Raw genomic sequence first — 26,902 nt, 5'->3', positions numbered from 1 at the left:
GTGATCGATGACCGTGATACGGCCGAACGCCCCGATCGGGGTTAAACCATCACAACCAGGGCGGCAGCCCACCGCCCCGCTCACCCCCCCGCCCCGCTTTGGCCGACGGCGCGCGCGCCGCTCGGAGAGGTCTTCATCACGCGGTCGATCTCCACCGTCTGTGCGGGCGCACCGACGGCTGCGATGCGCACCGAATGCGCCGGCAGTTCCCCGCCCTCGAGCCTGCGGGCGCGTCCATCGAAATTGACGGTGACCGTCGTGCCGTCCGCAAACCGGCTGCGCTGCAGCAAGCGGTCGGTCGACAGCACGCGCCAATCGGTCATGGCCTGGGTGTAGAGCCTTTCGTGCCACGGTCGGAATGCGCGGTCGTAGGCGGCGATCAAGGGCAGGTCGCGCGCCAGTACCGACTCGTTCAGGTGGTACAGCGGCGGCACCATGTAGAGCCACTGCACCAGCGCCGTGGTCACACTCGCGTTGGAGAACTTCAATGACCCGTACTCCCAATGGTGGGTGATCACGACGCTGTCGTGCAGCACCGTCTCGTAGAGCGGCAGCCGAAACTCGGGCGCCATCAGCACGTGCACCAGCGCGGGCTTCAACGGCACCGGGTTGAAGTACAGCGTCGGCGTCTCGGGCGGCCAGTAGCCGCCGCGGTACCAGCGCGACGTCTTGTCCTTGATGTCGGGGTCCATCCAGGCGAAGGGCTGGGTCGTGATGCCGTGCGCGAAGGCGACCTGCGGCACGAACATGGCCACCACCCCTTCGGTGCCGGTGACCAGGCCCAGCGCCTCGCCGGGGTAGACCAGGCGGCGCTGGCGCCAGACCGTGTCCTGGGCCTCGCTGGTTTCGCGGCCGGGGGTGTAGTCGGCGAACTGCGGTCCGGCACCATCGACGTCGAGGAAATAGCTGTTGAGCCCGGCCGCCTCGGCGATCGCCTTCATGCGGCGCCTCGCATAGGCCTCGGTCGCTCCGGCGTGGACGTAGACGCCGCGGCCCGCGAAGCCAGTGCGCAGTTGTCCCGCCGCGTCGCGGTAGCCGGCCTTTGCCAGTTCGTCGCCCATCTGCGCGGTGGCCCAGGTGTCGGGCAGCTTGCTCGAATGGGCGCTGCCGTAGCTGTCGTAGACCCCGACCAGGTAGCCGGCCGCTTTCGCCGCGGCCACGGCTTCGGGGTGCCAGAGCGCATCGCGCCAGTCGTCGGAACCGAGCCATGCGCGCGTCAGGCCGGCGGCCTGAAGTGCAGCCACGGTATCGCTCGACAGTCCCCCGCCCCAGCGGCTCGCCGGCGCCAGCAGCGGCCCGTAGGCCGCGGCCAGTTCGGCGCGTATCGCCTGCCCCCACAGCACTTCAGCGGAGGGGTCGTGCCCACCCGGCAAGGGCGCGACCACCGGCCGCGGATGCGCCTCGCGCAATGCCGCATTCAGCGCGCGCGTCAGCCCGGCACGGCGCCAGGCGGCCACGAAGCCCGCCTCACCCGCAGCCTCCTGGAAAGCCGCCTCGAAACGGGCCCGCGCCTCGGCGTCGAAGGCCCGCCACAACCGACCCGAGAGGCTGCCGGCGTCGTCTTTCTGCTGCTGCAAGCGGCGCAGGAAGGCCCGCCACTGCAGCACGTCGCCCGGCTTCAGCGGGCCGGCGCCCCAGAGGTAGATGTGCGCAGCGCCGCCCAGCCGGGCCACGTCGGGCAGCGCGGCGATCTTGTCGGTGAGCGCACGGAACTGCCCGTTCGACTGCAGCCAGCGGCGATAGCGTCGGGCACCGTCCAAGGCGTCGGGCGGACCGCTCACGATACGAACGGTGTAAGGCGCATCGGGCGCGAGCCGATGGAAGTCGTGACGCAGGAAAGGCTGCGGGCGACGCTCGACAGCCTGGATGCCGAAGTCGGTGTCGAGCGGCGTTTCCACGGTCCAGGTGATCGAACGATCGCCGCGCAGCTCGGTCCAAAAGGGCATCGACAGTGTGCCGACCAGCGGGCTCGGCGCGTAGCGCCGCACCAGCCAATCGAGCCAGACCGGATCGTCGGCCGGCACGTAGCTGCCTTCGCCGATGGGGAGCGCGTAGGCCACGATCGCGCGGGACGCCGTCGTCTGCGGCCAAGCCAAGGTCGCCGGGTGGTCCGAGCGCACTGAGATCTGGAGTGCCCCCTCGTCGATGAGCGCACTGACACGGAATGAATCGCTTCCCGACACCACGTGCCACGGTTGTTGCGAGGGATCGCCCTGCACCGTGCCGCGCAGGGCCGGAGCGGCCAGGGCGATGACCGCGCCACCCGGCGGCTTGAGCGAGACCGCCAACGTGGCGGGGTCGATCAGGAACTCGCCGGCTGTCGCCTGCAAATGCACCAGTGGAGGCGCGGGCTCCGGCGCGGGCGCCGCCGACGTGCAGCAAAGCCACATCGTCGAGGCCACGCCAAAGAGGACAGGGGCGCAACGCGGAGCCCATCTCGTCATTGAAGTCGGTGTCATTTTTTTCTCCCTCAGCAATCCGACCGGGATGGCGGCCTGCCGTTCAGCAGACCCCAGCATGCACCTCCAAGGCGGGATTGGCAAAGACCCCGCCCCGCAACGCCCGCGAACTTTGCGCGCGCGCCGTTCAGACCGCGATGCGCAGCAACTCCGACCCCTCGGTCACCTGGTCGCCCGGCGCGTAGAGCAGTTCTTCGACCGTGCCGTCGGCCGGCGCGGCGATGGTGTGCTCCATCTTCATGGCCTCCATCACCGCCAGCGGCTGGCCGCGCTTGACCTTGTCGCCGGCCTTGACCGCGAAGGACACGACCTTGCCGGGCATGGGTGCGGTCAGCCGGCCGCCTTCGGCCTGGGTGTCGCCCGCATGCGCGAGGCGGTCGATGGCCGTGATCTTCGTCGCGCCCTTCGCCGCGAACACGTGGGTCGTGGCCTGGCGTTCGTAGACGTCGAGCGTGTGGCGTTCGCCGTTGAACGACAGCTCGATCTGGCCGTCGGGCAGGCGGCCGATGACCAGCAGGCCCGACACGCCGCCCGCGTCCAGCGTCAGCGCGCCGTCGTGCAGGTAGCGCAGCGTGGCGGTCTGCGGCTCGCCGCGGAACTCGAAGGCGAAGACGCGGGCCGTGGTGCCCAGCGACCGCCAGCCGTCGCGCTGGCTGAAGGGGTCGGGCGTGCCGGTCGCGCGCTCGTCGAGCAAGGTGCGCGCGACCGAGGCGGCGGCCGCCAGCGGCAGGCCCAGCGGCTCACGGTCGAACAGCACGGCGCGCTCGCGCTCGATCAGCGCGGTGTCGAGGTTGGCCTTCGAGAACGATTCCGTCGCCAGGATGCCGCGCAGGAACTGCACGTTGGTCTGGACGCCGACGATGTGCACCTGCGCCAGCGCGGTGTCGAGCCGGGCCAGTGCCTCGTCGCGCGTCGCGCCGTGCACGATCAGCTTGGCGATCATCGAGTCGTAGAAGGGCGAGATCTCGCCGCCCTCGCGCACGCCGTCGTCGATGCGCACGCGGCTGCGCTGGAAGGCAGTGGCTTGCGGCTTGCGGTAGACCTGCAGCGTGCCGGTGGCCGGCAGGAAGTTGTTGTCGGGGTTCTCGGCGCAGATGCGCGCCTCGATGGCGTGGCCATGAATCTTGAGTTCACTCTGCTTCAGCGGCAGCGCTTCGCCCGAGGCCACGCGCAGTTGCCACTCGACCAGGTCGAGGCCGGTGATGGCTTCGGTCACGGGATGCTCGACCTGCAGGCGGGTGTTCATCTCCATGAAAAAGAAGTTCATTTCACCGCCATCGCGCTGCTCGACGATGAATTCGACGGTGCCCGCACCGACGTAGTTCACCGCCTTGGCCGCCGCCACGGCCGCCGCGCCCATCTGCGCGCGCATCGCCTCGGTCATGCCGGGCGCGGGCGCTTCTTCGAGCACCTTCTGGTGGCGGCGCTGCACCGAGCAGTCGCGTTCGAACAGGTAGACGCAGTCGCCGTGCGTGTCGCCGAAGACCTGGATCTCGATGTGGCGCGGGCGCTGCACGTACTTTTCGATCAGCACCGCGTCGTCGCCGAAGCTGTTGATGGCTTCGCGCTGGCAGGAGGCGAGCGCGGCTGCGAAGTCTTCCGACTTCTCGACCGCGCGCATGCCCTTGCCGCCACCGCCCGCGCTGGCCTTGATCAGCACCGGGTAGCCGATGCGGTCGGCCTCGCGCTGCAGCAGCGCCGGGTCCTGGTCGTGGCCGTGGTAGCCGGGCACCAGCGGCACGCCGGCCTTTTCCATGAGTTGCTTCGACTCGGCCTTGAGGCCCATGTCCTTGATGGCCGAGGGCGGCGGGCCGATGAAGACCAGGCCCGCGTCGGCGCAGGCCTGCGCGAACTCCTCGTTTTCGCTCAGGAAGCCGTAGCCCGGGTGGATGGCTTCCGCCCCCGTGGCCTTGGCGGCCTCGAGGATGCGTTCCCAGCGCAGGTAGCTGTCCTTGGGCGCGCTGCCGCCGATGTACACCGACTCGTCGCAGGCGCGCACGTGGTTGGCATGGGCGTCGGCATCGGAATACACGGCGACCGTGCGGATGGCCATGCGGCGGGCAGTCGCGGCCACTCGGCAGGCGATTTCACCGCGATTGGCGATAAGGATTTTTTTAAACATGAGAGGCCTTCGCGGTGGAATCGCCTGCGCACGCTGCGCGTGCCAAGCAATTTGGCTTCGCCGCTGCGCCGCTTTGCGGCTGGTCACCGCGATGGGCGATAAGGATTTTTCTAAACATTCGGCGGATCTCCGGGGACGTTCTTGGTCTTGAATTGGAAGGCAGGCACGACACCTGGATCAGGCTTGCCGCTGAAGATGCGGGTGACGCGGCTCACCAGCCCGCGCAGAAAGCGCCAGCTCTTGCGAATCAGCCATACGCTGAGGATCAGCACGGCGATGAACAGCACGGCGAACACCAGCGGATGCGCGAGCGCCAACCAAAGTCCGGCCGGCACCATGCTGTCTTCGACCAGCGAAGCGCCGACATTGCTGAAAGGCTCGGGCGAGGTGTTGATGGCCGCACGCGTGGTGGCCTTGGCTGCATGCGCCGTGGCCGCGAAGCCGCCGCCCAGCAGCGCGGCGACCAGCGCCATCAGTGCGTGGTCGGCGCCGAACACGCCGGCGGCCAGTGCGGCGCCCGCGGGAATGCGGATCACCGTGTGGACCATGTCCCAGAGCGAATCGAGCCCGGGGATCTTGTCGGCAAAGAACTCGACGAACACCATGAAGCCGCTGACCGCCAGCACCACGGGATGCGCCAGCAGGTGCAGACCGCTGGGCAGCGGCACCCAGTCCATGTAGCCGACCAGGCCGGTCAGCAGCACCACCAGATACAGGCGGATGCCGCTGGCCCAGCCGATGGCCGCGGCCAGCGCAAGCAGTTGGGGCAGGTCGAGTGCAGGCATCACGGCGTCCTTGTCTCTTCGCGGGACATCGGGGAACTGGCTCTGCCAGGCCGCTGATGTCGCCCCCTGGAGGGGGAGGCACCGAAGGTGCTTCGGGGGTGGGTCATGTGAGCCAATTGGGTTTGCGCTTCTGCAGGAAGGCCTGCACGCCCTCGCGGCCTTCGTCGCTCGCGCGGATGTCGGCGATGCCCTCGACCGTCTTCGCGATCAGCGCGTCGTCGATGTCCCGGCCGGTGACGTCGGCCAGCAGCGTCTTGCAGGCGCGCACGGCCGCGGGGCTGGCACCGGTCAGCGCCTTCTGCAGTTCGTCGACCTTGGCATCGAGCGCATCGGCGGCCACCACTTCATGCACAAAGCCGATGCGATGCGCCTCGGCCGCGCCGAAGCGCTCGGCCGTGAGGAAGTAGCGCTGCGATGCACGCGCGCCCATGGCGCGAATCACGTAGGGGCTGATGGTCGCGGGGATCAGGCCGATCTTGACTTCGCTCAGGCAGTACCAGGCCGTGTCCACGCTCACCGCCATGTCGCAGGCCGCGACCAGGCCCATGCCACCCGCGTACACATCGCCCTGCACGCGCGCGATGGTGGGCTTGGGGCACTCGGCGATGGTGCGCAGCATGTCGGCCAGCTTGCCCGCGTCGGCGAGGTTCTCGTCGCGCGTGTAGTCGGCCATGCGGCGCATCCAGTTCAGGTTCGCACCCGCGCAGAAGGCCGGGCCGTGGGCGCCCAGCACGATGGCCTTGACCTGCGACGCGGCACCGGCTTCGAGGAAAGCCTGCGTGAGCTCAGCGATCACGACGTCGTCGAAGGCGTTGCGGGTGTCGGGCTGGTCGAGCCAGATGCGCGCAACCGGGCCTTCGAGGGTGAGTTTCAGCTTGGTGAAGTCGCTCATGCCCTGCCCCTTACATTCGGAAGATGCCGAACTTCGGCTCGGGGATCGGCGCATTGCGCGATGCCGCGAGGCCCAGCGCCAGCACGCGGCGCGTGTCGGCCGGGTCGATGATGCCGTCGTCCCACAGCCGCGCGGTGGCGTAGTAGGGGTGGCCCTGGTCTTCGTACTGCTGGCGGATCGGGGCCTTGAAGGCTTCCTCTTCCTCGGCGCTCCACTGGCCGCCCTTGCCTTCGATGCCGTCGCGCTTGACGGTGGCCAGCACGCTCGCGGCCTGCTCGCCGCCCATCACGCTGATGCGCGCGTTGGGCCACATCCAGAGGAAGCGCGGGCTGTACGCGCGGCCGCACATGCCGTAGTTGCCGGCGCCGAAGCTGCCGCCGATGATGATCGTGAACTTGGGCACGTTGGCCGTGGCCACGGCCGTCACCATCTTGGCGCCGTGGCGCGCGATGCCTTCGTTCTCGTACTTGCGGCCGACCATGAAGCCGGTGATGTTCTGCAGGAACACCAGCGGGATCTTGCGCTGGCAGCACAGCTCGATGAAGTGCGCGCCCTTCTGGGCCGACTCGGAGAACAGGATGCCGTTGTTGGCCACGATTCCCACGGGCATGCCCTCGATCTCGGCGAAGCCGCAGACCAGCGTGGCGCCGAAGCGCGCCTTGAACTCGTGGAACTCGCTGCCGTCGACGATGCGCGCGATGATCTCGCGCACGTCGAAGGGCTTGCGAGTGTCGGTGGGGATCACGCCGTACAGCTCTTCGCGCGGGAAGGCGGGGGCCACTACCGTTCGCACTGAGCTTGGCCTGTCCTGAGCTTGACGAAGGGTCGAAGTGCCCGCGGCGCTGGGCGAACCGGCTTCGACAGGCTCAGCCCGAACGGTGGGTGGCGTGGCGGGTCGGTGGTTGAGGTTCGCCACCGCCGAGCGCGCGAGCGACAGCGCGTGCAGATCGTTCTGCGCCAGATGGTCGGCCACGCCCGACAAACGCGTGTGCACGTCGCCGCCGCCCAGGTCCTCGGCCGTCACGACCTCGCCGGTCGCGGCCTTCACCAGCGGCGGGCCGCCCAGGAAGATGGTGCCCTGGTTCTTCACGATGATCGATTCGTCGCTCATCGCCGGCACGTAGGCGCCGCCTGCCGTGCACGAGCCCATGACCACCGCGATCTGCGCGATGCCCTGCGCGCTCATGTTGGCCTGGTTGTAGAAGATGCGGCCGAAGTGGTCGCGGTCGGGGAAGACCTCGTCCTGGTTCGGCAGATTGGCGCCGCCGGAGTCGACCAGGTAGATGCAGGGCAGGCGGTTCTGCTCGGCGATCTCCTGCGCGCGCAGGTGCTTCTTCACCGTGAGCGGGTAGTAGGTGCCGCCTTTCACGGTGGCGTCGTTGCACACGATCATGCAGTCGACACCGCTCACGCGGCCGATGCCGGCGATCAGGCCCGCGCCCGGCGCGGACTCCCCGCCCTTGGCGTCGAGGTACATGCCGTAGGCCGCGAGCGGCGCGATCTCGAGGAAGGGCGTGCCCGGGTCCAGCAGCTCGGCCACGCGATCGCGCGGCAGCAGCTTGCCACGTGCGACATGCTTGGCGCGCGCGGCCTCGCCGCCACCGGCCTCGACCTTGGCGAACTGCGCATGCAGGTCATCGACCAATGCGCGCATCGCGGCGGCGTTGGATTGGAAGTCTGCCGAACGTGCATTCAGCTTGGTCTCTAGTTTGCTCATCGGTTCTCTGTTTTCTCCCTCTCCCGTTGGGAGAGGGTGGGGGTGAGGGCGGCAGCGGTGGTGGAGGCGTGGCGTTTGTGGAAGCTCGGAGCCCTCACCCTAGCCCGCTCCCGGAGGGAGAAGGAATGGGACGGGGACGACGCGGCTCATGCGGTCTTTTCTTCGTCGAGCCCGAGCCGCTCTTTCATCGCGTCACGGATCTTGAACTTCTGAATCTTGCCGGTCACCGTCATCGGGAACTCGGTCACGAACTGGATGTACTTCGGCACCTTGTAGTGCGCGATCTGGCCCTTGCAGAAATCGCGGACCTCGTCCTCGGTGGCCGTCTGGCCGGGCTTGACGATGATCCAGGCGCAGAGCTCCTCGCCGTAGCGCTTGTCGGGCAGGCCGACCACCTGCACGTCCTGCACCTTGGGGTGGCGGTAGAGGAACTCCTCGATCTCGCGCGGGTAGATGTTCTCGCCGCCGCGGATCACCAGGTCCTTGATGCGGCCGACGATGTTGACGTAGCCCTCGGCGTCCATCACCGCCAGGTCGCCGGTGTGCATCCATCCCTCGGCGTCGATGGCCTCGCGGGTCTTCTCCTCGTCCTGCCAGTAGCCGTGCATCACCGAGTAGCCGCGCGTGAGGAACTCGCCCGACTGGCCGCGCGCCACCGTGGCGCCGGTCTCGGGGTCGACGATCTTGATTTCGAGGTGCGGCTGCACCGTGCCGACGGTCGACACGCGCTTGTCCTGCGGCGTGTCGGTGCTGCTCTGGCAGCTCACCGGCGAGGTCTCGGTCATGCCGTAGGCGATGGTGATCTCGCGCAGGTGCATCTGGTCGACCACGCGCTTCATCACCTCGGTCGGGCACGGCGAGCCGGCCATGATGCCGGTGCGCAGCGTCGAGAGATCGAACGCCTTGAAGCGCGGATGGTCGAGCTCGGCGATGAACATCGTGGGCACGCCGTGCAGCCCGGTGCAGCGCTCGGCCTGCACCGTCTCGAGCACGGTCAGCGGATCGAAGCCGTCGTTGGGGTAGACGATGGTGGCGCCGTGCGTGAGCACCGCCAGGTTGCCCAGCACCATGCCGAAGCAGTGGTAGAGCGGCACCGGGATGCACAGCCGGTCCTCGGGCGTGAGCTTCATGCACTCGCCGATGAAGAAGCCGTTGTTCAGGATGTTGCGGTGGGTCAGCGTGGCGCCCTTGGGAAAGCCCGTGGTGCCGCTGGTGAACTGCAGATTGATCGGGTCGGTGGCCTGGAGCGTGGCGCCGATCTGCGCGATGCGCGCGTCCAGCGGGTCGCCGCTCGCGAGCAAGGCCGAGAAGCGTTGCATGCCGGCCTGGTCCGCATCACCTTCCTTGTCGATCCACACCGTGTGCTGCAGCAGCGGCAGGCGCTTCGGGCCGAGCTCGCGCAGCATGCCCAGGTAGTCGCTGGTCTTGAACTGCGCCATGGTCACGAGCGCCTTGGCTCCGACCTTGTTGAGCGCGTACTCGAGTTCCGAGGTGCGGTAGGCCGGGTTGATGTTGACCAGGATCAGGCCGACCTTGGCGGTCGCGATCTGCAGCAGCACCCAGGGCACGTTGTTGTGCGACCAGATGCCCACGCGGTCGCCGGGCACCAGGCCTAGATTGAGCAGCGCGCTCGCGAGCCGGTTCGATGCGGTCTGCAGTTCGCGGTACGTGAAGCGCTGTCGTTCGTGGCGACTGACCAGGGCCTCGCGCTCGGGCTGCTTCGCGACCATCTCGTCGAAGAAGGCGCCGATGGGTTGTTCGATGAGGGGGACGTCGGTGGCGCCTCGGGCCTCGCTGAGCATCAGTGGCATGGTCTTGTCTCCTGGACTTTCTCCCTCTCCCTTGGGGAGAGGGTGGGGGTGAGGGCAACCGGCCTCCGATCAGGCGCGGTGCTCGACACGATCGCTGCAGCCCTCACCCCAGCCCTCTCCCAGCGGGAGAGGGAGGAAGAGAAAGCCGCCCGCTTCATGCTGCCTTGTGCCGCTATTTCTACAGCCTTACGCCGTTTCCGAAAACAGCTCGCGCCCGATCAGCATGCGCCGGATCTCGCTGGTGCCCGCGCCGATCTCGTAGAGCTTGGCGTCGCGCCACAGGCGCTCGACCGGGAAGTCCTTGGTGTAGCCCACGCCGCCCAGCGCCTGGATCGCCTCGCCGGCCATCCACGTCGCCTTCTCGGCCGAGTACAGGATGGCGCCGGCCGCGTCCTTGCGGAAGGTGCGTGCGTGGTCGTTGCGGTCGCAGGCCTTGCCCACGGCGTACACGTAGGCCCGCGTGGCCTGCCAGGTCGAGTACATGTCGGCGATCTTGCCTTGCATGAGCTGGAACTCGCCGATGCTCTGGCCGAACTGCTTGCGCTCGTGCACGAAGGGGATCACCGCGTCCATGCAGGCGGCCATGATGCCCAGCGGGCCGCCCGACAGCACGGCGCGTTCGTAGTCGAGGCCGCTCATCAGCACCTTGGCGCCCATGCCTTCGCCGCCCAGCACGTTCTCTTCGGGCACTTCGCAGTTGTCGAAGAACAGCGGGAAGGTGTTGCTGCCACGCATGCCCAGCTTGTCGAGCTTGGTGCCGGCCGAGAAGCCCTTGAAGTCCTTCTCGACGATGAAGGCCGTCATGCCGCGCGCGCCCATCTCGGGTTCGGTCTTGGCGTAGATCACCAGCGTGTCGGCGTCGCCGCCGTTGGTGATCCACATCTTGCTGCCGTTGAGCACGTAGCGGTCGCCCTTCTTCTCGGCGCGCAGCTTCATGCTGACCACGTCGGAGCCGGCATTGGGTTCGCTCATCGCGAGCGCGCCCACGTGCTCGCCGCTCACCAGCTTGGGCAGGTACTTCTTCTTCTGCGCTTCGCTGCCGTTGCGGTGGATCTGGTTCACGCACAGGTTGGAGTGCGCGCCGTACGACAGGCCCACCGAGGCCGAGGCGCGCGAGACTTCTTCCATCGCGACCATGTGCGCAAGGTAGCCGAGCTCGGTGCCGCCGTATTCCTCTTTCACCGTCATGCCGTGCAGGCCGAGGTCGCCCAGCTTCTTCCACAGGTCGTGCGGGAACAGGTTGTCGCTGTCGATCTGGGCCGCGCGGGGTGTGATCTCGTGGTGCGCGAAGTCGGCGATCGCGTCGCGCAGCGCGTCGACGGTGTCGCCGAGGTCGAAGTTCAGGCCGGGAAGGGTCGGGGCGGGCATGGGGCTTGTCTCCTCTGAAGGGTGCACGGTGCGCTCGCAGGCACAGACACGGAACAGCTGCGCGCGCAAAAGCCGCAGCTTACGCCCGCCGGCTTCGCATTTGCCGCCACAATGGTTGCAAATTACGCCACGCCTTTTCGTCTCGCGATGCCCTCCCCCGCCTTTCTCAGACCCGGCCGCGCGGCCACGCCGATGGCCTTCGTGCGAGCGATCGTTCAGGGCTATGCGCACTATGGCCGGGACCCGGCCGCAGCCCTCGACCAGGCACAGATCGCGCCGCAGGACCTCGTCCACGAAGACGCGCGCGTGACGGCCGCCCAGTTCGAGGCGCTCAACGCCCACGCGATGCAGGAACTGGACGACGAGGCCCTGGGCTGGTTCTCGCGCCGGCTGCCCTGGGGCAGCCACGGCATGCTGTGCCGCGCCTCGCTGACCTCGCCCGACCTGGGCGTGGCCATCAAGCGGTGGTGCCGGCACCACCGGCTGCTGACCGAAGACATCACGCTCGACCTGCGCGTGGCCGACGGCATCGCGACCGTGGCGGTCACCGAGCACCGCGCGCTCGATGCGGCGTTCCGCGAGTTCTGCCTGGTCTCGACACTGCGCTTCCTGCACGGCTACGCCTGCTGGGCCATCGACTCGCGCATCTCGCTGCGCACGGCGAGCTTTCCCTTCACGCCGCCGCCGCACTGCGACGCCTACCCGCTGATGTTCAATGGCGAACTGCATTTCGATGCCGAACGCGCGAGCTACAGCTTCGACGAGCGCTACCTCGCGCTACCGATGCAGCGCGACGAGGCCGCGCTGCGCACCATGCTCAAGCGCGCATTGCCGCTCACCGTGCTCCAGTACCGACGCGACCGGCTGCTGGGCCAGCGCGTGCGCGAACTGCTGAGCGCCCGCGCCGGTGGCCCGGGCACCGGCGAGGCGCTGGCCGCGCAGCTCCACCTGTCGAGCCGCACGCTGCACCGCCAACTCAGCGAGGAAGGCACCTCGCTGCAGGCGCTCAAGGACGAGGTGCGGCGCGAGCAGGCGGTCGACCAACTGCGGCGCACCACGCGGCCGATCAAGCAGATCGCACTGGCCGTGGGCTTTCGCAACGAGAAGAGCTTCTCACGCGCCTTCCGCGGCTGGACCGGGGCGTCCCCCGGCGACTTCCGCCGCGAGGGCCGCTGAAGGCCGGGCCGGCCCACCGGTCAGCGGCGGTACGGGTTGTTCGGACGGCGGTCGTAGCGGTTGGGCACGCCGTCGCGGTCGTTGTCCCGCCAGCCGCGGTGATGCCGCTCGTAGCGCGAGGGCTGGTAGTGACGGTCGTAGTGGCGACCGTGCCCGTGGCGTGCCACATGGCGCGGCGGCGGCTGCACCACCACCACGTGCGGCCGGGAGTGCGGCCGATAACCCGGATGCCCGTGAGAGGGCTGTGCATTGGCCGGCGCGCTCAAGACGGACAGCGCGAGCAGCGCAGCGGCACCGAATGCAAGGGACAATTTCTTCATCATCATGGCAACTCCTCGGGGCGTCTGGTTCAGAAGCCTTCATGCTGCGCGCCGAATGTGAAGCGCAGGTCAACCCGGGGCGAAGCTTGATGAACTTGTGCAACCTCAGCGCGCCGCCATGCGCACCAGCCGCGCGGCCTCCTCGGCGCGCGCGTCGTCGACCTCGCGCAACACGTTGCCCAGGTCCACCGGCCCGGTCGCATGCGCGAAGGTGCCGGTGAGCACGGTGCCCGGATCGAGCGCACCGCTTTCGTACAGCGCCCACATCTCGTCGCCGTAGTGCGTCTGCAGCAACTCGGGCGCGAACTGGCCGAAGAAGTTCTTCAGGTTGGCAACGTCGCGCAGCAGCATGCGCTTGGCGTGATTGTTGCCGGCCGCGTCCACCGCCTGCGGCAGGTCGATGATCACCGGCCCGTCGGCGGCCAGCAGCACGTTGAATTCCGACAGGTCGCCGTGCACCACGCCCGCACACAGCATGCGCACCACCTCGACCAGCAGGCTCGCGTGGTGGCGCAGCGCGTCCTCGGGCGTGAACACCACGTCGTTGAGGCGCGGGGCCGCGTCGCCCTCGGCATCGGTCACCAGCTCCATCAGCAGCACGCCATCGCAGAAGTTGTAGGGCACCGGCACGCGCACGCCGGCGGCGGCCAGCCGGTAGAGCGCGTCGACCTCGGCGCTCTGCCACGCGGCCTCGGTGGCCTGGCGGCCGAACTTGGTGCCCTTGGCCATGGCGCGCTGCAGCCGGGTGTTCTTGACCTTGCGGTTCTCGGTGTAGTCGACGGCCTGGCGGAAGCTGCGGTTGGTGGCTTCCTTGTAGATCTTGGCGCAGCGCGTCTCGTCGCCGCAGCGCACCACGTAGACCATGGCTTCCTTGCCACTCATCAGCTGTCGCACCACGGTGTCGATCAGACCTTCGTCGACCAGCGACTGCAATCGGGGGGGTGCTTTCATGCATCCATTTTGCGCTGTCGCGCGGCGGCTGCGTTTTCAGAGCGGCGCCAGCGGCAGCCAGACATGGAAGCCCGCGCCGCGCCCCTGCAGGCCCGTGCCGAGCCGGATCCGCCCGCCCATGCGCTCGACCGCCTGCCGCACGATCGCCAGCCCCAGCCCCGAGCCGGACACGGTGGGGTCCGCGCAGCGGTAGAAGCGCTCGAACACGCGCTCGCGCTCGGCCGGCGCGATGCCGGGTCCGTCGTCTTCCACCGCGAGCGTCAGCGCGTCTTCCTCGCGCACCAGGGTGACCGCGATGCGCGCCCCGTCGTGCACATAGCGCAGCGCGTTGTGCAGCAGGTTCTCGACGATCGACTGGAAGGCCGGCAGGTCGAGCCGCGCCGCCAGGTCGTCGGGCGCGTCCAGTGTGAGTTCGATGCCGCGCGCGATGGCCTGCGGCGCGGCCTGCGCCAGCGCCTGCCGCAGCCGCTGCGCCGCATCGACCGGCGCATTCGCCGGGCCCTGCGTCTCGTCGAGCGCGGCCAGCGCGAGCAGTTGCTGCGAAAGATGCGAGGCGCGCGCGATCGCCTGCTCGAGGTGCGCGCGCGCGCGCTGCCGATCGGCCGGGCTTTCGGCGCCCACCAACGCGTGCGCCTCGGCCGCGATCACCGCCATCGGCGTGCGCAGCTCGTGCGCCGCATCGTGCACGAAGGCGCGCTCGCGCTCGAGCCGGCCGCGCAACTGGCCCAGCATGCGTTCGAGCGCGCCCACCAGCGGCGTCAGCTCGGCGTAACGCGGATCGAAGCCGACCGGCGAGAGATCGGCGACGCTGCGCCGCGCGATGCGGTCGGCCAGCCGCTGCAGCGGCTTCAGGCCATGCCGGACCGCGAGCCAGACCAGCAGCAGCACGATCGGCAGCGCCAGCAACAGGTAGGGCAGCACCACGTGGGTGTTGTTGCGCAGCACGCGTCCCAGCGTGCGCTCGGGCTCGGCCGCATGCAGCGACCAGCGCGCCGACTCGCCGGTGTAGACCCAGTAGGGCTCGCCGTCGAAGGTGCGTTCGACCACCTGGCCGGGCAGGCCGTCGAGGATGCGGCTGCCCAGCGCCGGCGCGCTGTAGACCGTGCGGCCACTGCGGTCCGACAGCTGCAGCAGCACGGTGCCGGCCGGGTTGCCGCTGATGCGCAGCGTCTTGTAGAGCGTGTCGGTCGAGGCCATGATCGCGCGCGCCTGCGCGTCGTCGTCGATGCGCGCCAGTGCCTCGGTCAGCGCGCGACCCAGCCTGCTGAGCCCCTGGTCGACCGCGAGCGACTGGCGGAAGGCGACGTACATCCAGAGCTGGATCGCCAGCAGCACCAGCACGAAGGCGAACACCACGGCCAGGAACACGCGCCGCACGATGGTCGGGCGACCGGGGCGCCGCGTCATGACGCCACCAGCATGTAGCCGACGCCCCGCACGGTGTGCACGCGCGCCACGCCGATCTTGCGGCGCAGGTTCGACACGTGCACCTCGATGGCGGCGAAGTCCAGCGGCTCGCCCAGCGGCTCGAGCTTCTGGGCGAGCACACCCTTGGCGACCACCGCGCCGGGTTCGCGCGCCAGTTCGCGCAGCAGGCTGAACTCGCGTGGCGACAGATCGAGCGGCACGCCGTGCAACTGCGCACGGTGGCTGCGCGGCGCGATCGACAGCGCGCCGAAATGCCAGGTCTCGCTGGCCTGCCGGGCCGAGCGGCGCAGCACGGCGCGAATGCGCGAGATCAGCTCGACCGTGGCGAAGGGCTTGATCACGAAGTCGTCGGCACCGCCGTCCAGCCCGGCCAGGCGGTCTTCGACGGCCGAGCGCGCGGTGATCACGATCACCGGCAACATGCAGCCGGCCTCGCGCCAGCGCCGCAGCAGGTCGTAGCCGCTGCCGTCGGGCAGCGTGAGGTCGAGCAGCACGCAGTCGAAGGCGGCCGGGTCGAGCCGTTGCGGCGCATCGGCCGCGCGCCGCAGCCATTCGCTGCTCAGGCCGTCGACCTTGAGCGCGGCCTGAAGGGCGCGGCCGAGGTCGAGGTCGTCTTCGATCAGGAGGAGATGCACCGCGGCATTGTGCGGGCGCCAACCTTGGGGAAAGCCAAAGACGGCCGGCTGCATCGCACGCCGTCATTGGCTGCGACGGCTCCGCCCTCGATCTTCCGATGCCGCGCCGCGCGCGCGTGTCGGGTCGCCCCCCTTGCGAGCACGCACCGGCGCGCGTAGCGTGCAGGCGGTCGATCCCATCCGCCTTCCACAGGAGCACCCGCCATGATCCGTCGTTCTTCCCTGGTCGCCCTCTCCGCCTCCGCCCTGGCCCTGCTCGCCGCCTGCGGCGCCATGGGGCCGTCGACGCCGGCCTCCGGCATGAGCTTCTTCGTGACCAGCGCCAATCCCGGCAAGGGCGCGGACTTCGGCGGCCTGGCCGGTGCCGACCGCTACTGCCAGGCGCTGGGCACCAGCGCCGGCGCGGGCGGCCGCACCTGGCGCGCCTACCTGAGCGCGAGCGCGACGCCGGGAAGCCCGGCCGTCGATGCGCGCGACCGCATCGGCAGCGGGCCGTGGCGCAACGTGCGCGGCGACGTGATCGCCACCAGCGTGGCCGACCTGCACGGCGACAACAACAAGCTCAACAAGCAGACCGCACTGACCGAGAAGGGCGCCGGCATCAGCGGGCGCGGCGATCCGGTCAACCTGCACGACGTGCTGACCGGCTCCTCGCCCGACGGCCGCGCGGTCAACGACGGCAAGGACAACACCTGCGGCAACTGGACCCAAAGCGGCGAAGGCTCGGCGCTGGTCGGCCACCACGACCGCATGGGGCTGCGCGACGACGCGCCCTCGAAGTCGTGGAACTCGTCGCACCCCACCCAGGGCTGCAGCCTCGACGCGCTGAAGAAAACCGGCGGCGGCGGGCTGCTCTACTGCTTCGCGCAGAACTGAGCGGCGCGCCGCCCGCTCAGGCGGCGGCCAGCGGCAGGCGCCGCAAGCCGCCGACCGGCGATCCCAGGATCAGCAGCGCCTGCAGCACGAAGCCGGCCAGTGCGAGCCACAGGCAGGCCGCCTCGCCCCAGCCCGCACCGACCAGGCCGCCCAGCGCGGCACCGACCGGGCGGGCGCCGGTGTTGACCGTGAGGAACAGCGCGCCCACGCGCCCCAGCATCGCGGCAGGCGTGAGGCTCTGGCGCAGCGTGGTCGAGGTGATGGTCCACACGATCGGGCCGGCGCCGAACAGGAAGAAGGCCGAGGCGGCGAGCAGGCCGCTCGGCACGAAGAGCGTGGCGACCATGGTGGCGGCGGCCAGCACCGACACCACCGGGCCGAACTGGATCGCGCGACCGAAGGCCAGGGCGGCCACGACACGCGGCGCCAGCAGCGCGCCCACCACCATGCCGGCGCCGAAGGCCCCCAGCGTGATGCCGACGGCGCCCGCCCCCAGGCCCAGCACGCGGACGGCATAGGGCACGTACGCGGCCTGCAGCACGAACCAGGCGATGTTCCAGGCTGCGCCCGTCAGCAGCATCGGGCGCAGCAGCGGGTCGCGCCAGACGAAGGAGGCCCCATCCTGCACCTCGCGCAGCGGATGGCGCGGCGGGCGCGCGGGCCGTGCCGGCTCGACCAGCCGGACCAGCAGCGCCACGGCCGCCAGCGACAGCACCGCCGCCAGCACGAACGCCGCCGGCGCGCCGGCCCACGCCACCAAGGCGCCGCCCAGCGCAGGCCCGCCCGCGAAGGCCGCGCTGCGCGCCAGCTCGAGCCGTCCGTTGGCGTGCGCCAGGGCTTCGCGCGGCACCAGGGCGGGCAACAGCGCCGGTGCCGCGACGCTGAAGGCCACCGTGCCCATGGCCCCCAGAAAGCCCAGCAGCGCGAGGCCTTCGACCGACAGCCGATTCAGCAGCACGGCCGCGAGCAAGGCCAGCAGCGACAGCGTGCGCAGCACCTCGGCGGCCACCATGAGCCGCCGCCGCGGCATGCGGTCGGCCATCCAGCCCAGCGGCAGCGAGAGAAGCAGGAACGGCAAGGTCTGCAGCGCCGCCAGCAGCCCGATCTGGCCCGGACCGGCACCGAGCATCAGCACGGCCACCAAAGGCACCGCCGCCAGGCTCAGTTGCTCGGCCGATTGCGCCGCCAGGTTGGCGCCGGTCAGGGCGGCGAAGGAACGGGGCAACTGGGCATGCATGGCGGGGCGCAGGGGATGTCGAAGCGTCGAGGATCTGCGATGGCGCCTCGCAGCGCTGGCCGTTTGCGGACATGCGAGCGTGCGCCATCGTCACACGGGGCGACGCCGGCATCGTGCGCCGTCGGCCGCCTGGTCAGTGATCCTGTTCCTTCGGCAGCACCTGGCAGACCCTGTCGGAGGGCCGCAGCGCGCAGTAGTTGCGGTACACGGCCCAGTCGAGCGCCACGCCTTCGAGCAGCGGGTAGCGCGGATGTCCCGGCGCAAAGCGCGAGACCACGATGCGCACCCGGCCGCCCGGATAGAAGTGCGCCTGCAGGGTGCCGCGCGCGTAGCCGCGGTACGCCTCCACCGGCACTTGCAGGACCCTGGACGACGGCCAGGGCGGCGGGCCGTCCCCGAGCTCGACCGTCGCCGTGAGGCCGGGCCGCCATTCGATGGGCAGGTTCACGCAGCAGGCGACCTTGCCGGGCCCGTCGCCCGCGTCCGGCATCGCGCCGGTGACGCCATCGATTTTGAAATACTGGATCGGATCGTCGGCGTCGTCGTGCATGTAGCCGCGCACGCCCAACTGCACCGTCCTGCCGCCGCAACCGGCCATCAACGAGAGCAGCACCGCGCATGCGGCCCGCACACCGCGGCCGCGGGCCGCGCTCCACTGGATTTCGCTCATCATTCTTCTCTCCCTTTCGCGACGCTGCTGCCGGTGACACGGCACGTCGCTCGAGGCAGTCTAACGAGCCGGCGCAGCCCCGATCGGTATGCCGCTGCCGTCGGCGCGCCCGCCGATCCACAACCAGGCACTCAGCGCGCTCAGCAGCGCCAGCACCGCGCCCAGGCCCATCACCCAGCGGAAGCCCGCGACGAAAGCCTGCTGCACCGCCGCCGTGACCGCCTGCGCGCTCGCCGCGTCGAGGCCGGGCGGCGGTGCCGCGGCGGCGAGCCGGCTGCGCTGCCCGACGAGATGGGCGGAAAGTTCGGGCGAGGCCTGCATCTCGCGCAGCGCCGAGGCCAGGCTGGCATCGAAGGCCCAGGCCATCACCAGGCCGAACACCGCCACCGCCAGCACCGCGGCCGTGCGCGACACCGCGTTGTTCACGCCCGAGGCGATGCCCGCCTGCTCGGGCCCGACCGCGTTCATCACGGTGGTGGTCAGCGGCGCCACCGTGATCGTCATGCCGATGCCCAGCACCACCACCGCGGGGAAGAAGCCCGTCCAGTAGTTCGCGTGCGTGCCGGGCACGGTGAACAGCGCGAAGCCCAGGCCCGCGATCACCGGGCCGACCACCAGCGGCAGCCGCGGGCCGAAGCGGTCGACCAGTTGCCCGGCCTGGCGCGAGAACGCGAACATGATCAGGATGAAGGGCAGCAGCGCCGCGCCCGCCGCAGTGGCCGAGTAGCCCTGCACCTGGATCAGGTTGAGCGGGAAGAAGTAGAGGCTGCCGCCCAGTGCCGCGTAGAGCAGCAGCGTCAGCAGGTTGGCACCGCCGAAGTTGCGGCGCCTGAACAGCGCCAGCGGCAGCATCGGTTCGCGGGTGCGCGCTTCCACCACCACGAAGGCCGCGCTCGCCGCAAGGCCGAGCACCAGCGCCGCGACGACGGCAGGTGCGCGCCACTGCTGCACCGGCGCCTCGATGAATGCGTAGACGATGCCGCCGAGGCCGACCGTCGCGAGCACCGCACCCGCGATGTCGAGCCGGCCGGCCGCCGGGCTGCGGCTTTCGGGCACGCGGCGCCACACCACCCACAGCACCACCGCGGCCATCGGCACATTGATCAGGAAGGCCCAGGTCCAGGAATACTGGTCGACCAGCCAGCCGCCGAGCACCGGGCCGATGGCCGCGGTGATGCCGCTCGCACCCGACCAGGTGCCGATCGCCTTGCCACGCTCCCCTTCGGGGAAGGATGCGCTGATCAGCGCCAGGCTGCCCGGCACCAGCAAGGCGGCACCGATGCCCTGCAGCGCGCGCGCCGCGATCAGTTGCTGCACCGTGGCCGACAGCGCGCAGGCCGCCGAGGCGAGCGCGAACAACGCCACGCCGATGGCGAAGATGCGGCGCCGGCCGAAGCGGTCGCCCAGCGAGCCGCCCACCAGCAGCAGCGCCGCGAGAAACAACGCATACGACTCGACCACCCATTGCGCCTGGAAGGCATCGGCGTGCAGGTCGCGCTGGATCGCGGGCAGCGCCACGTTGACGACCGTGCCGTCGATGAAGGCCATGCTGGAGCCGAGGATGGCCGCGAGCAGGATGCCGCGCTTGGCCGCCGCGGAGCAGGGCGCGGCGACCGCGCCGCTGCGGATCGCGGCTTCATCGCACGGGGGTTTGCCGATCTGGGTCATGGCGTTCCTGGCGCGCCATGGACGGCGCCTGCGCACTGTGGGGCGAAAGCGCCTCGGGCGTCAATCGGCGCTGATGCAGAAGGCGCGTCAGCCCGTCGTGGCGGCCTGCGACGGCACACCCTGCAGCTCCGCCGCCCTAACCTGCGCGGCCAGGGCGCGCCCATACCCCTCGCGCTGCTGCAGCCGCTGCCAATAGGCCGCGACGTTGGCCGGAAAGCGTTCGACCAATGCGAGATGGCTGGCCAGCATCAGCGCATAACCCACCGACACATCGGCCGCGGTGAAGCGGTCGGCACACAGCCATTCGTGATCCGCCAGCGCGGCATCGATGCCGCGCAGCCGTGCGAGGAACCACTGGGTGTAGTCGTTCGCGGCCTGCGGCAGGCGGCGTTCGGCCGGCTCGAAGCGACCGTAGCGCAGCACCAGCGTCTGCGGAAAGGTCAGCGTGGCCTCGCCGTGGTGCAGCCAGTTGAGCCACATGCCGTAGGCCGGCTCGTCGCGTCGCACCGCCAGACCGGTGAGGCCCTGCGGATCGCAGCGCTCGGCCAGGTACTGGCACATCGCGGCCGACTCGGTCATGCGCGTGTCGCCTTCGACCAGCAGCGGCACGGTGCCCAGCGGGTTGAGTTCGAGAAAGGGACGGGCCAGCGCGCGCGGCGGGAAGGGCAGCATGCGCAATTCGTAGGACGCGCCCAATTCCTCGAGCATCCAGAGCGGACGGAAGGAACGGGCGCTGACGCAGTGGTGCAGAACGATCATGCCGCGAGCCTACCGAAGTGCGGCAAGCGCCGCCACGGGCGCATCCCCGTGGCCGCACGGCCGGCAGCCCTCAGTCCAACGTGATCTTCCCGAACGCCGCCACGCGCTTCCACTTGGCGATGTCGGCCGTGATCAGCGCGGTGAAGGCTTCGGGCGTGTCCTCGACCACCAGCGCGCCGGTGGCCGCATAACGGTCCTTCACGGACTGCGTGCGCAGCGCGCGGATCACCGCGCCGTGCAGCGTCTTGAGCACCTCGGGCGGCAGGCCGGCCGGGGCGAGCACGCCGTTCCAGAAGCCTTCGTTGAAGGTCTTGAGGCCGGTCTCGACGAAGGTCGGCACGTTGGGCAGTTCGCCGGCGCGCTGCGGCGCGGCCACGGCCATCGGGATCAAGGTGCCGGCCTTGATGTGCGGGTACGACGAGGCCAGCGTGTCGAAGATCATCTGGACCTGGCCGCCGACCACGTCGTTGAGCGCCGGGCCGGTGCCGCGGTAGGGCACGTGCACGATGCGCAGGCCGCTGAGCGACTTGTAGTATTCCATCGCCATGTGCGTGGCACCGCCGTTGCCTGACGACGCGTACGAGAACTTGCCCGGCGATTCCTTGGCCAGCTTGTAGAACTCGGCGTAGGTCTTGGCCGGGAAGCTCGATGTCACGCTCAGCACGCCGGGCACGGTGACGATGCGGGTGATGGGCGTGAAGCTCTGCACGCCGTCGAAAGGCAGGTTCTTGTAGACCGCCGAGTTGGTGCCGTTGGTGCTCGAGGTGCCGAGCAGCAGGGTGTAGCCGTCGGGCTTGGCGTCGGCCACGAAGCGCGCACCGATGGTGCCGCCCGCGCCGCCCTTGTTCTCCACCACCACCGGCTGGCCCAGTTCCTTGCCCAGCGCCTCGGCCAGGATGCGGCCCGTGATGTCCGAGGTGCCGCCCGGCGGGAAGGGCACGATGAGCTTCACGGGCTTGTCAGGGAAGCCGCCCTGGGCGAAGGCGGTGCCGCCGAGGCTCAGCAAGGCGGTGGCGAGGACGAGGACGAGGGGTTGGCGTCGGTTCATGGTTTGTCTCCTGGATATCTATGTTTGGAAGGCGTCAACGGCCGGCGCAACTCTTGCCGCCATCGATCGGCATGCAGACGCCGGTGATGTAGTTCGCTTCGTCCGACGCCAGGAACAGCGACGCATAGGCCACATCCCAGGCATCGCCCATGCGGCCCATGGGGCTGGCCGCGTTGCGCGTCTGGATCATTTCCTCGGTGCTCGCGAAGCGACCCGCGATCTGCGTGTGGATCAGCGGCGTGTTCATCACGCCCGGCAGCACCGCGTTGGCGCGGATGCCCTGCGCCGCGTACTGCACCGCGAGCGCGCGCGTCAGGTGGTTGAGCCCGGCCTTGGCCGCGTAGTACGGCATGTAGGGGTAGGTGTTGACCTGCATCGAGGCCAGCGAGGAGATGTTGACGATGGCGCCACGCTGCTGCGCGAGCATCAGCGGGATCACGTGCTTGCAGGTGAGGAACACGCCGGTGAGGTTGGTGTCGATCACCTGGCGCCAGTCTTCCTCGCTCATCTCGACCACGCTGCCCATGCGCGTGATGCCGACGTTGTTGTGCAGGATGTCGACCGTGCCGAAGCGCGATTGCACCTGCGCCACCACCGCGGCCACCTGGTCGGACACGGTGACGTCGGCCACGTAGGCCTCGCAGTCGAAGCCCTCGGCGCGGATCACGTCGCGCGTGGCCTCGGCGGCACCGCGGTCGATGTCGACCGCGGCTACGCGCGCGCCTTCGCGGGCATAGACCGCGGCCGCGGCCTTGCCGTTGCCCCAGCCCGGCCCGGAAGAGCCGGCGCCGAACACCAGCGCGACCTTGCCGGCGACGCGCTGGCGGCCGGCCGGCGGCGTGGCGCTGGCGTGGATGTCGTTGGGGGTCATGGAAGAGCCACTCATGGGATGGCACCGCACATCAGCACGGCGAAGTCGCGTGCGCGCATGCCGGCCCGCGCACCCAGCATCGTGGCCGTGCGGTTCACGTGGCTCAGCACGCCGGTGGCATAGGCCGAATGCGCGTCGCCGATGCGCGCGCTCATCGCGGCCACGGTCGCACCGGCGATGCCGCGTGCATCGAGCGCGGGCAGGCGCGACAGGCCGGCTTCGTCGACGCCGATGCCCGCATCGTTGTAGAGCGCGGCGAACACATCGACCTTGATCGCGGTCTCGGGCCGACCGCCCAGCAGGCCGCCGTGCGAGCCGGTGAAAGCCACGGCACCGGCGTCGCCAGGCAGGACCAGCGACACCGAATCGATCAGCACCAGCGGACGCAGCGCACCGGCCAGCGCGACGGTCTCGCGCGCCTCGGCCGGCAGCGGGCCGGGGAAGACCGGCGCCAGCGCCGCCGCATGCAGCCGTTCGGCCGCCTCGCGCGCCGGCATGCCCGGCTGCACACCGAGCCGCGTGGCCGCGGCGTTGGCGCGCGAGACCAGGCCGCGCGCCGCGTGGTCGGCGCCGTCGCCGATGCGCGCGCTGCGGTGGTCGACCACGGCGCAGGGCACGCCGAAGCGGTCGCAGTACGCCAGGCCACCAACGCCGGCCTGGTCGAGCCCCACGCCGGCGTCGTTGAGCAGCAGGCCGACGATGCCGCCGGCCAGCGCCATGTGGGCTGCGATGACGCCGCCGTGCGAGGCCGCGATCGCGACCGCACCGTGCGCCTCGGCGCCGAACTTCGTGACCGAGTCGAGCACGAGGATGCCGGGTCGAGCCATGGCGCCGCTCAAGGCCGGGCCTTGTTGTGACCTTCACCCTCGCCCTGGTACGGCACCGCGTGGTCGACCAGTTCCCAGATGAAGCGGCCCGTGGGCACGCGCTGCTCTTCGGCGATGTGCGCCACCAGGCCGGCGGCGCGCGAGATCACCGCGAAGCCGCGCATCAGCGCGGGCGGAATGCCGAGCTCGCCCAGCAGCGTGCCGACCGCGCCGGTGGCGTTGATCGTGATGTGCTTGCCGTAGGCGAGGTCGACCTCGGCCGACAGCGCGGCGATGGCCTGCAGGTAGTCGCCCTTGAATTCGGGATGTTCGCGGCCGATGGCCAGCAGCTTGGCGGCGCGCGGGTCGTCGGGCTTGTGCAGGTGCTGGCCGAAGCCGGGCAAGGGCTTGCGCTCGCGGTGGTGGCGCTGCGCCACCTCGCGCGCCGCGGCCGCGATGCCTTCGGGCGCGTCGATGATCTGCTTCAACAGCACCGCGCAGTTCTCGACCGTGCCGATGAACTGGCTCCCCACGGCCAGCAGGCCCGCGGCCACGCCGCTCTGGATGTTCTCGGGCGAACTCATGTAGACCAGCCGCGTGGCGATGGCGCTGGGTGTGAGGCCGTGCTCCATGATCGCGATCAACGCCGCATCGACCACCTTGAGGTCGTGCGCGCTGGCCTCGCGGCCCATGATCTGAGAGAACATGACTTCGGTGAAAGTCTTCTTGCCGAGGATGTCCTCGACCAGGTTCTCGTTGCGGTAGTGGATCGAGGTCAGGGAGTGCGTGCACAGCTCGGTGTGCGGCGCATTTTTCTCTTTCTGGGTCATGCGGTGGTCTCCTTGTTCAGCTTGCGGTGCACCTCGGCCTTGATCGTCACCTTGTGCACCTTGCCCGCCACGCTGCGCGGCAGGTCGTCGTAGAAATGGATGGCCTTGGGCGTCTTCACCGAACCGAGCTCGGGCTTGGCGAAGGCGATGAGTTCCTGCTCGGTCAGCACGGCGCCGCGCTTGAGCTGCACGGCCGCGTGCACCGCCTCGCCCCACTTGTCGTCCTCGATGCCGAACACGGCCGATTCGTGCACCGCGGGGTGCTGGTCGAGCACGCTCTCGACATCGATCGGGTAGACGTTGAAGCCGCCGGTGATCACCACCTCGCGCAGCCGGTCCTTGAGGTAGAGGTAGCCGCGCGCATCGACGTAGCCACGGTCGCCGGTGTGCAGCCAGCCGTCGACGATCGTCTCGGCGCTTTTCTCGGGCATCTTCCAGTAGCCGGCCATCACCAGGTCGCCACGCACCACGATCTCGCCGACCTCGCCCACGGGCAGCAGCGTGCCCTGCGGGTCCATGATGGCCATGTCGGTGAGCAGCCCCTGACGGCCGACCGAGCGCCAGTTGCGCTCGTCGGCGAAGTCCTCGGCGCGCATCACGCTCACCACCTGCGGCGCCTCGGTCTGGCCGTAGGTCGTTTCCAGCACCGGGCCGAAGAAGGCGCGCATGCGGCCGATCTTCTCGGGCGGCATCGGCGCGCCGCCGTAGATCAGGTGCTTGAGCGCGGGGAAGTGCTCGCTGCCCGTGCCGGCCTCGGCCGCCACCATGTAGAGCAGCGTCGGCGGCATGAAGGTGGTGGTGATGCCCCGCGTGCGAAAGCACTGCAGCAGCGTCGCGGCCTTGGCGTCGGCCGGCAGCACATGGCAGCCGCCCACCGCGAGGATCGGCAGCAGGTAGGTCGAGGTGCCGTGCGTCACCGGTGCGGCGACCAGGTAGCGCTCCTCGGCATCGAAGCCGAAGGCATGGATCTGGTTGACGATGGTCGTGACCCAGGCGCGGTAGGGCTGCATCACGCCCTTGGGCACGCCGGTCGAGCCGCCGGTGAACTTGATGGCCTGCACCTCGTCGCGCGAGCGGCCGTGCGGCTTCGGCACCTCGCCGCGGTGGCGGTAGAGCAGGTCCTGGAAACGCGCCTGGCCGGTGGCTGCATCGCCGAGCGCGATCACGGCCCCGACGGCCTCGAGCTTCAGGGTGCCCAGGTGCGCGGGCTCGGCGATCACGATCGAGGGTTCGGTGAAGGCCACGATGCGGTCCAGCTCGCCGGCCGGGTTGCGCCAGTTGAGCGGCACCCAGGTCTTGCCCGCGGCCAGCACCGCCAGCAGCGCGACGATGTGCTCGACGGTGTTGCCCGCGCAGATGCCCACGCGCGAACCGGGCGTGGGATCGAGCGACTGCAGCGCGGCAGCGACCGCGTCGACACGCACGCGCAGCTCGTCGTAGCGCAGGGCGGTGTCGCCGCTCTCCAGCGCGATGCGTTCGGGCATGAGGCGCGCGGTGCGGTAGAAGAAATCGATGGGGTACATGGCAGCCGGAAGGTTGATCCTGACAGTCCGCAATACGGACTATTGGCACGGCACAGAGAGATGTCGTCACCAATCTCCATGCGCTTCAAAAGCCGAAGTATCGCGATGGCCTTGGAAGGCGCCAACACGCAAAGTCCATAATCCGGATTTACATGCCGTTCCACGGGTAAACCATGAGTACTGTCCAGAGCCTGGACCGCGCGATCGAACTGCTGCGCCTGATCTCCGCCAACTACCGCGACGGCGAGCGCCTGTCGGACCTGGTGAAGGCCAGCAGCCTGGCCCAGCCCACGGTGCACCGGCTGCTCAAGCAGCTGGTCGAGGGCGGCCTGGTGATGCAGGACGCCGACCGGCGCTACCGCCTGGGCCATTTCGCCTACGAACTGGGCCTGGCCGCGGCCTCGCACTTCGGGCTGCGCCAGCAGTGCGCGCCCTTCCTCGCGCGCATCTCGCAGGACACCGGCGACTCGGCCTTCCTGGTGGTGCGCAGCGGCGCCGATTCCTTCTGCCTCGACCGGCAATCGGGTTCGTTCCCGATCCAGGTGCTGACGGTGGAGGTCGGCAAACGGCGCCCGCTCGGCATCGGCGGCGGCGGGCTCGCGCTGCTGGCCTTCATGCCCGAGGCCGAGCTGCCGGCCGTGCTGGCGCGCATCGAGCCGCAGCTCAAACCCTATGGCGGCCTGACGCGCGCGATCCTGCAGAAGCTGGTGGCGCAGGCGCGCCAGCGCGGCTATGCGGCGATCACCAACTATGCGGTGGCCGGCGTGACCAGCATCGGCGTGCCGATCCGCGACCGCACGGGCCAGGTGCTGGGCGCCGTCAGCGTGAGCGCGATCGCCTCGCGCATGGCCGAGCGCGAGGCGATGGTGGTGCGCACCATGCAGCGCGAGGTCGAGGCGCTGCAGCGCCTGTTGCAGCAGCCCGCGCCGGGCCGGCCGTCGGCGGGCTGA

Annotated in this window: 23 protein-coding genes; 3 read left to right on the top strand and 20 right to left on the bottom strand. The window is 69.8% G+C overall.

Going from position 1 to position 26,902, the window contains the following annotated elements; all coding sequences use genetic code 11:
- Positions 1-80: 80 nt before the first annotated feature.
- From ACSFBC_RS26415 to ACSFBC_RS26385, 7 genes are all read right to left on the bottom strand, one after another.
- Positions 81-2,336, bottom strand: coding sequence for a glycoside hydrolase (locus tag ACSFBC_RS26415; protein ID WP_435513300.1), 2,256 nt, complete (start codon positions 2,334-2,336; stop codon positions 81-83).
- Positions 2,337-2,586: 250 nt separating this feature from the next.
- On the bottom strand, positions 2,587-4,581 hold the full coding sequence (locus ACSFBC_RS26410) for an acetyl/propionyl/methylcrotonyl-CoA carboxylase subunit alpha (RefSeq protein WP_435513299.1): 1,995 nt from the start codon (positions 4,579-4,581) through the stop codon (positions 2,587-2,589).
- A gap of 110 nt (positions 4,582-4,691) precedes the next feature.
- On the bottom strand, positions 4,692-5,366 hold the full coding sequence (locus tag ACSFBC_RS26405) for a DUF4126 domain-containing protein (RefSeq protein WP_435513298.1): 675 nt from the start codon (positions 5,364-5,366) through the stop codon (positions 4,692-4,694).
- Positions 5,367-5,469: 103 nt separating this feature from the next.
- Positions 5,470-6,258 carry an enoyl-CoA hydratase/isomerase family protein gene (locus tag ACSFBC_RS26400; RefSeq protein ID WP_435513297.1) on the bottom strand — a complete coding sequence of 263 codons (789 nt, stop codon included), beginning with the start codon at positions 6,256-6,258 and terminating at the stop codon, positions 5,470-5,472.
- 10 nt (positions 6,259-6,268) lie between these two features.
- Entirely contained in the window at positions 6,269-7,975 is a 1,707-nt protein-coding gene (locus tag ACSFBC_RS26395; protein ID WP_435513296.1) for a carboxyl transferase domain-containing protein, read from the bottom strand.
- Positions 7,976-8,121: 146 nt separating this feature from the next.
- Positions 8,122-9,786, bottom strand: coding sequence for an AMP-binding protein (locus ACSFBC_RS26390; protein ID WP_435513295.1), 1,665 nt, complete (start codon positions 9,784-9,786; stop codon positions 8,122-8,124).
- A 186-nt stretch (positions 9,787-9,972) separates the two neighbouring features.
- Positions 9,973-11,154: an isovaleryl-CoA dehydrogenase gene (locus ACSFBC_RS26385; protein ID WP_435513294.1), complete on the bottom strand. Its 1,182-nt coding sequence runs from the start codon at positions 11,152-11,154 to the stop codon at positions 9,973-9,975.
- Between the two features lie 147 nt (positions 11,155-11,301).
- Between ACSFBC_RS26385 and ACSFBC_RS26380 the strand changes: the two genes are divergently transcribed.
- Positions 11,302-12,330 carry an AraC family transcriptional regulator gene (locus ACSFBC_RS26380; protein ID WP_435513293.1) on the top strand — a complete coding sequence of 343 codons (1,029 nt, stop codon included), beginning with the start codon at positions 11,302-11,304 and terminating at the stop codon, positions 12,328-12,330.
- Positions 12,331-12,350: 20 nt separating this feature from the next.
- On the opposite strand, the gene ACSFBC_RS26375 is transcribed toward ACSFBC_RS26380, so the two are convergent.
- The 4 genes from ACSFBC_RS26375 to ACSFBC_RS26360 all read right to left on the bottom strand — a co-directional run bounded on the left by ACSFBC_RS26375 (position 12,351) and on the right by ACSFBC_RS26360 (position 15,664).
- On the bottom strand, positions 12,351-12,656 hold the full coding sequence (locus ACSFBC_RS26375) for a hypothetical protein (protein ID WP_435513292.1): 306 nt from the start codon (positions 12,654-12,656) through the stop codon (positions 12,351-12,353).
- Between the two features lie 99 nt (positions 12,657-12,755).
- Positions 12,756-13,601 carry a PA4780 family RIO1-like protein kinase gene (locus ACSFBC_RS26370; protein WP_435513291.1) on the bottom strand — a complete coding sequence of 282 codons (846 nt, stop codon included), beginning with the start codon at positions 13,599-13,601 and terminating at the stop codon, positions 12,756-12,758.
- Between the two features lie 36 nt (positions 13,602-13,637).
- Positions 13,638-15,008, bottom strand: a complete 1,371-nt coding sequence (locus tag ACSFBC_RS26365) for a sensor histidine kinase (RefSeq protein WP_435513290.1) — start codon at positions 15,006-15,008, stop codon at positions 13,638-13,640.
- Positions 15,005-15,664 (bottom strand): response regulator, encoded by a 660-nt coding sequence (locus ACSFBC_RS26360; RefSeq protein WP_435513289.1) that lies wholly within the window; start codon positions 15,662-15,664, stop codon positions 15,005-15,007. Before ACSFBC_RS26360 ends, ACSFBC_RS26365 begins: the two co-directional genes overlap by 4 nt.
- Positions 15,665-15,868: 204 nt before the next feature.
- Between ACSFBC_RS26360 and ACSFBC_RS26355 the strand changes: the two genes are divergently transcribed.
- Positions 15,869-16,540 (top strand): hypothetical protein, encoded by a 672-nt coding sequence (locus ACSFBC_RS26355; protein WP_435513288.1) that lies wholly within the window; start codon positions 15,869-15,871, stop codon positions 16,538-16,540.
- Positions 16,541-16,556: 16 nt separating this feature from the next.
- Here ACSFBC_RS26355 and ACSFBC_RS26350 read toward each other — a convergent pair whose 3' ends face one another.
- The 9 genes from ACSFBC_RS26350 to ACSFBC_RS26310 all read right to left on the bottom strand — a co-directional run bounded on the left by ACSFBC_RS26350 (position 16,557) and on the right by ACSFBC_RS26310 (position 25,952).
- The gene (locus ACSFBC_RS26350) at positions 16,557-17,777 is read right to left on the bottom strand and encodes an MFS transporter (protein ID WP_435513287.1); all 1,221 of its coding nucleotides are present in this window, start codon (positions 17,775-17,777) and stop codon (positions 16,557-16,559) included.
- 133 nt (positions 17,778-17,910) lie between these two features.
- Positions 17,911-18,447 carry a DUF3304 domain-containing protein gene (locus tag ACSFBC_RS26345; RefSeq protein ID WP_435513286.1) on the bottom strand — a complete coding sequence of 179 codons (537 nt, stop codon included), beginning with the start codon at positions 18,445-18,447 and terminating at the stop codon, positions 17,911-17,913.
- Positions 18,448-18,507: 60 nt separating this feature from the next.
- Positions 18,508-20,115: an MFS transporter gene (locus ACSFBC_RS26340; RefSeq protein ID WP_435513285.1), complete on the bottom strand. Its 1,608-nt coding sequence runs from the start codon at positions 20,113-20,115 to the stop codon at positions 18,508-18,510.
- A gap of 87 nt (positions 20,116-20,202) precedes the next feature.
- Positions 20,203-20,874, bottom strand: coding sequence for a glutathione S-transferase family protein (locus ACSFBC_RS26335; RefSeq protein WP_435513284.1), 672 nt, complete (start codon positions 20,872-20,874; stop codon positions 20,203-20,205).
- 70 nt (positions 20,875-20,944) lie between these two features.
- A complete protein-coding gene (locus tag ACSFBC_RS26330) occupies positions 20,945-21,922 on the bottom strand; it encodes a Bug family tripartite tricarboxylate transporter substrate binding protein (protein ID WP_435513283.1) in 978 nt (325 codons plus the stop codon).
- A 34-nt stretch (positions 21,923-21,956) separates the two neighbouring features.
- A complete protein-coding gene (locus ACSFBC_RS26325) occupies positions 21,957-22,793 on the bottom strand; it encodes an SDR family NAD(P)-dependent oxidoreductase (RefSeq protein ID WP_435513282.1) in 837 nt (278 codons plus the stop codon).
- 11 nt (positions 22,794-22,804) lie between these two features.
- Entirely contained in the window at positions 22,805-23,620 is an 816-nt protein-coding gene (locus ACSFBC_RS26320; RefSeq protein WP_435513281.1) for a hypothetical protein, read from the bottom strand.
- Between the two features lie 8 nt (positions 23,621-23,628).
- On the bottom strand, positions 23,629-24,429 hold the full coding sequence (locus ACSFBC_RS26315) for a citryl-CoA lyase (RefSeq protein WP_435513280.1): 801 nt from the start codon (positions 24,427-24,429) through the stop codon (positions 23,629-23,631).
- A complete protein-coding gene (locus ACSFBC_RS26310) occupies positions 24,426-25,952 on the bottom strand; it encodes a class I adenylate-forming enzyme family protein (RefSeq protein ID WP_435513279.1) in 1,527 nt (508 codons plus the stop codon). Before ACSFBC_RS26310 ends, ACSFBC_RS26315 begins: the two co-directional genes overlap by 4 nt.
- Before the next feature lie 173 nt (positions 25,953-26,125).
- Here ACSFBC_RS26310 and ACSFBC_RS26305 point away from each other — a divergent pair, with 173 nt between their 5' ends.
- On the top strand, positions 26,126-26,902 hold the full coding sequence (locus tag ACSFBC_RS26305; RefSeq protein ID WP_435513278.1) for an IclR family transcriptional regulator: 777 nt from the start codon (positions 26,126-26,128) through the stop codon (positions 26,900-26,902).

It is taken from the genome of Variovorax frigidus, assembly GCF_051216515.1.
Lineage (GTDB): Bacteria > Pseudomonadota > Gammaproteobacteria > Burkholderiales > Burkholderiaceae_C > Variovorax.
The sequence above is the reverse complement of the archived record's forward strand: the minus strand, read 5'-3'. Positions and strand labels throughout refer to the sequence as shown.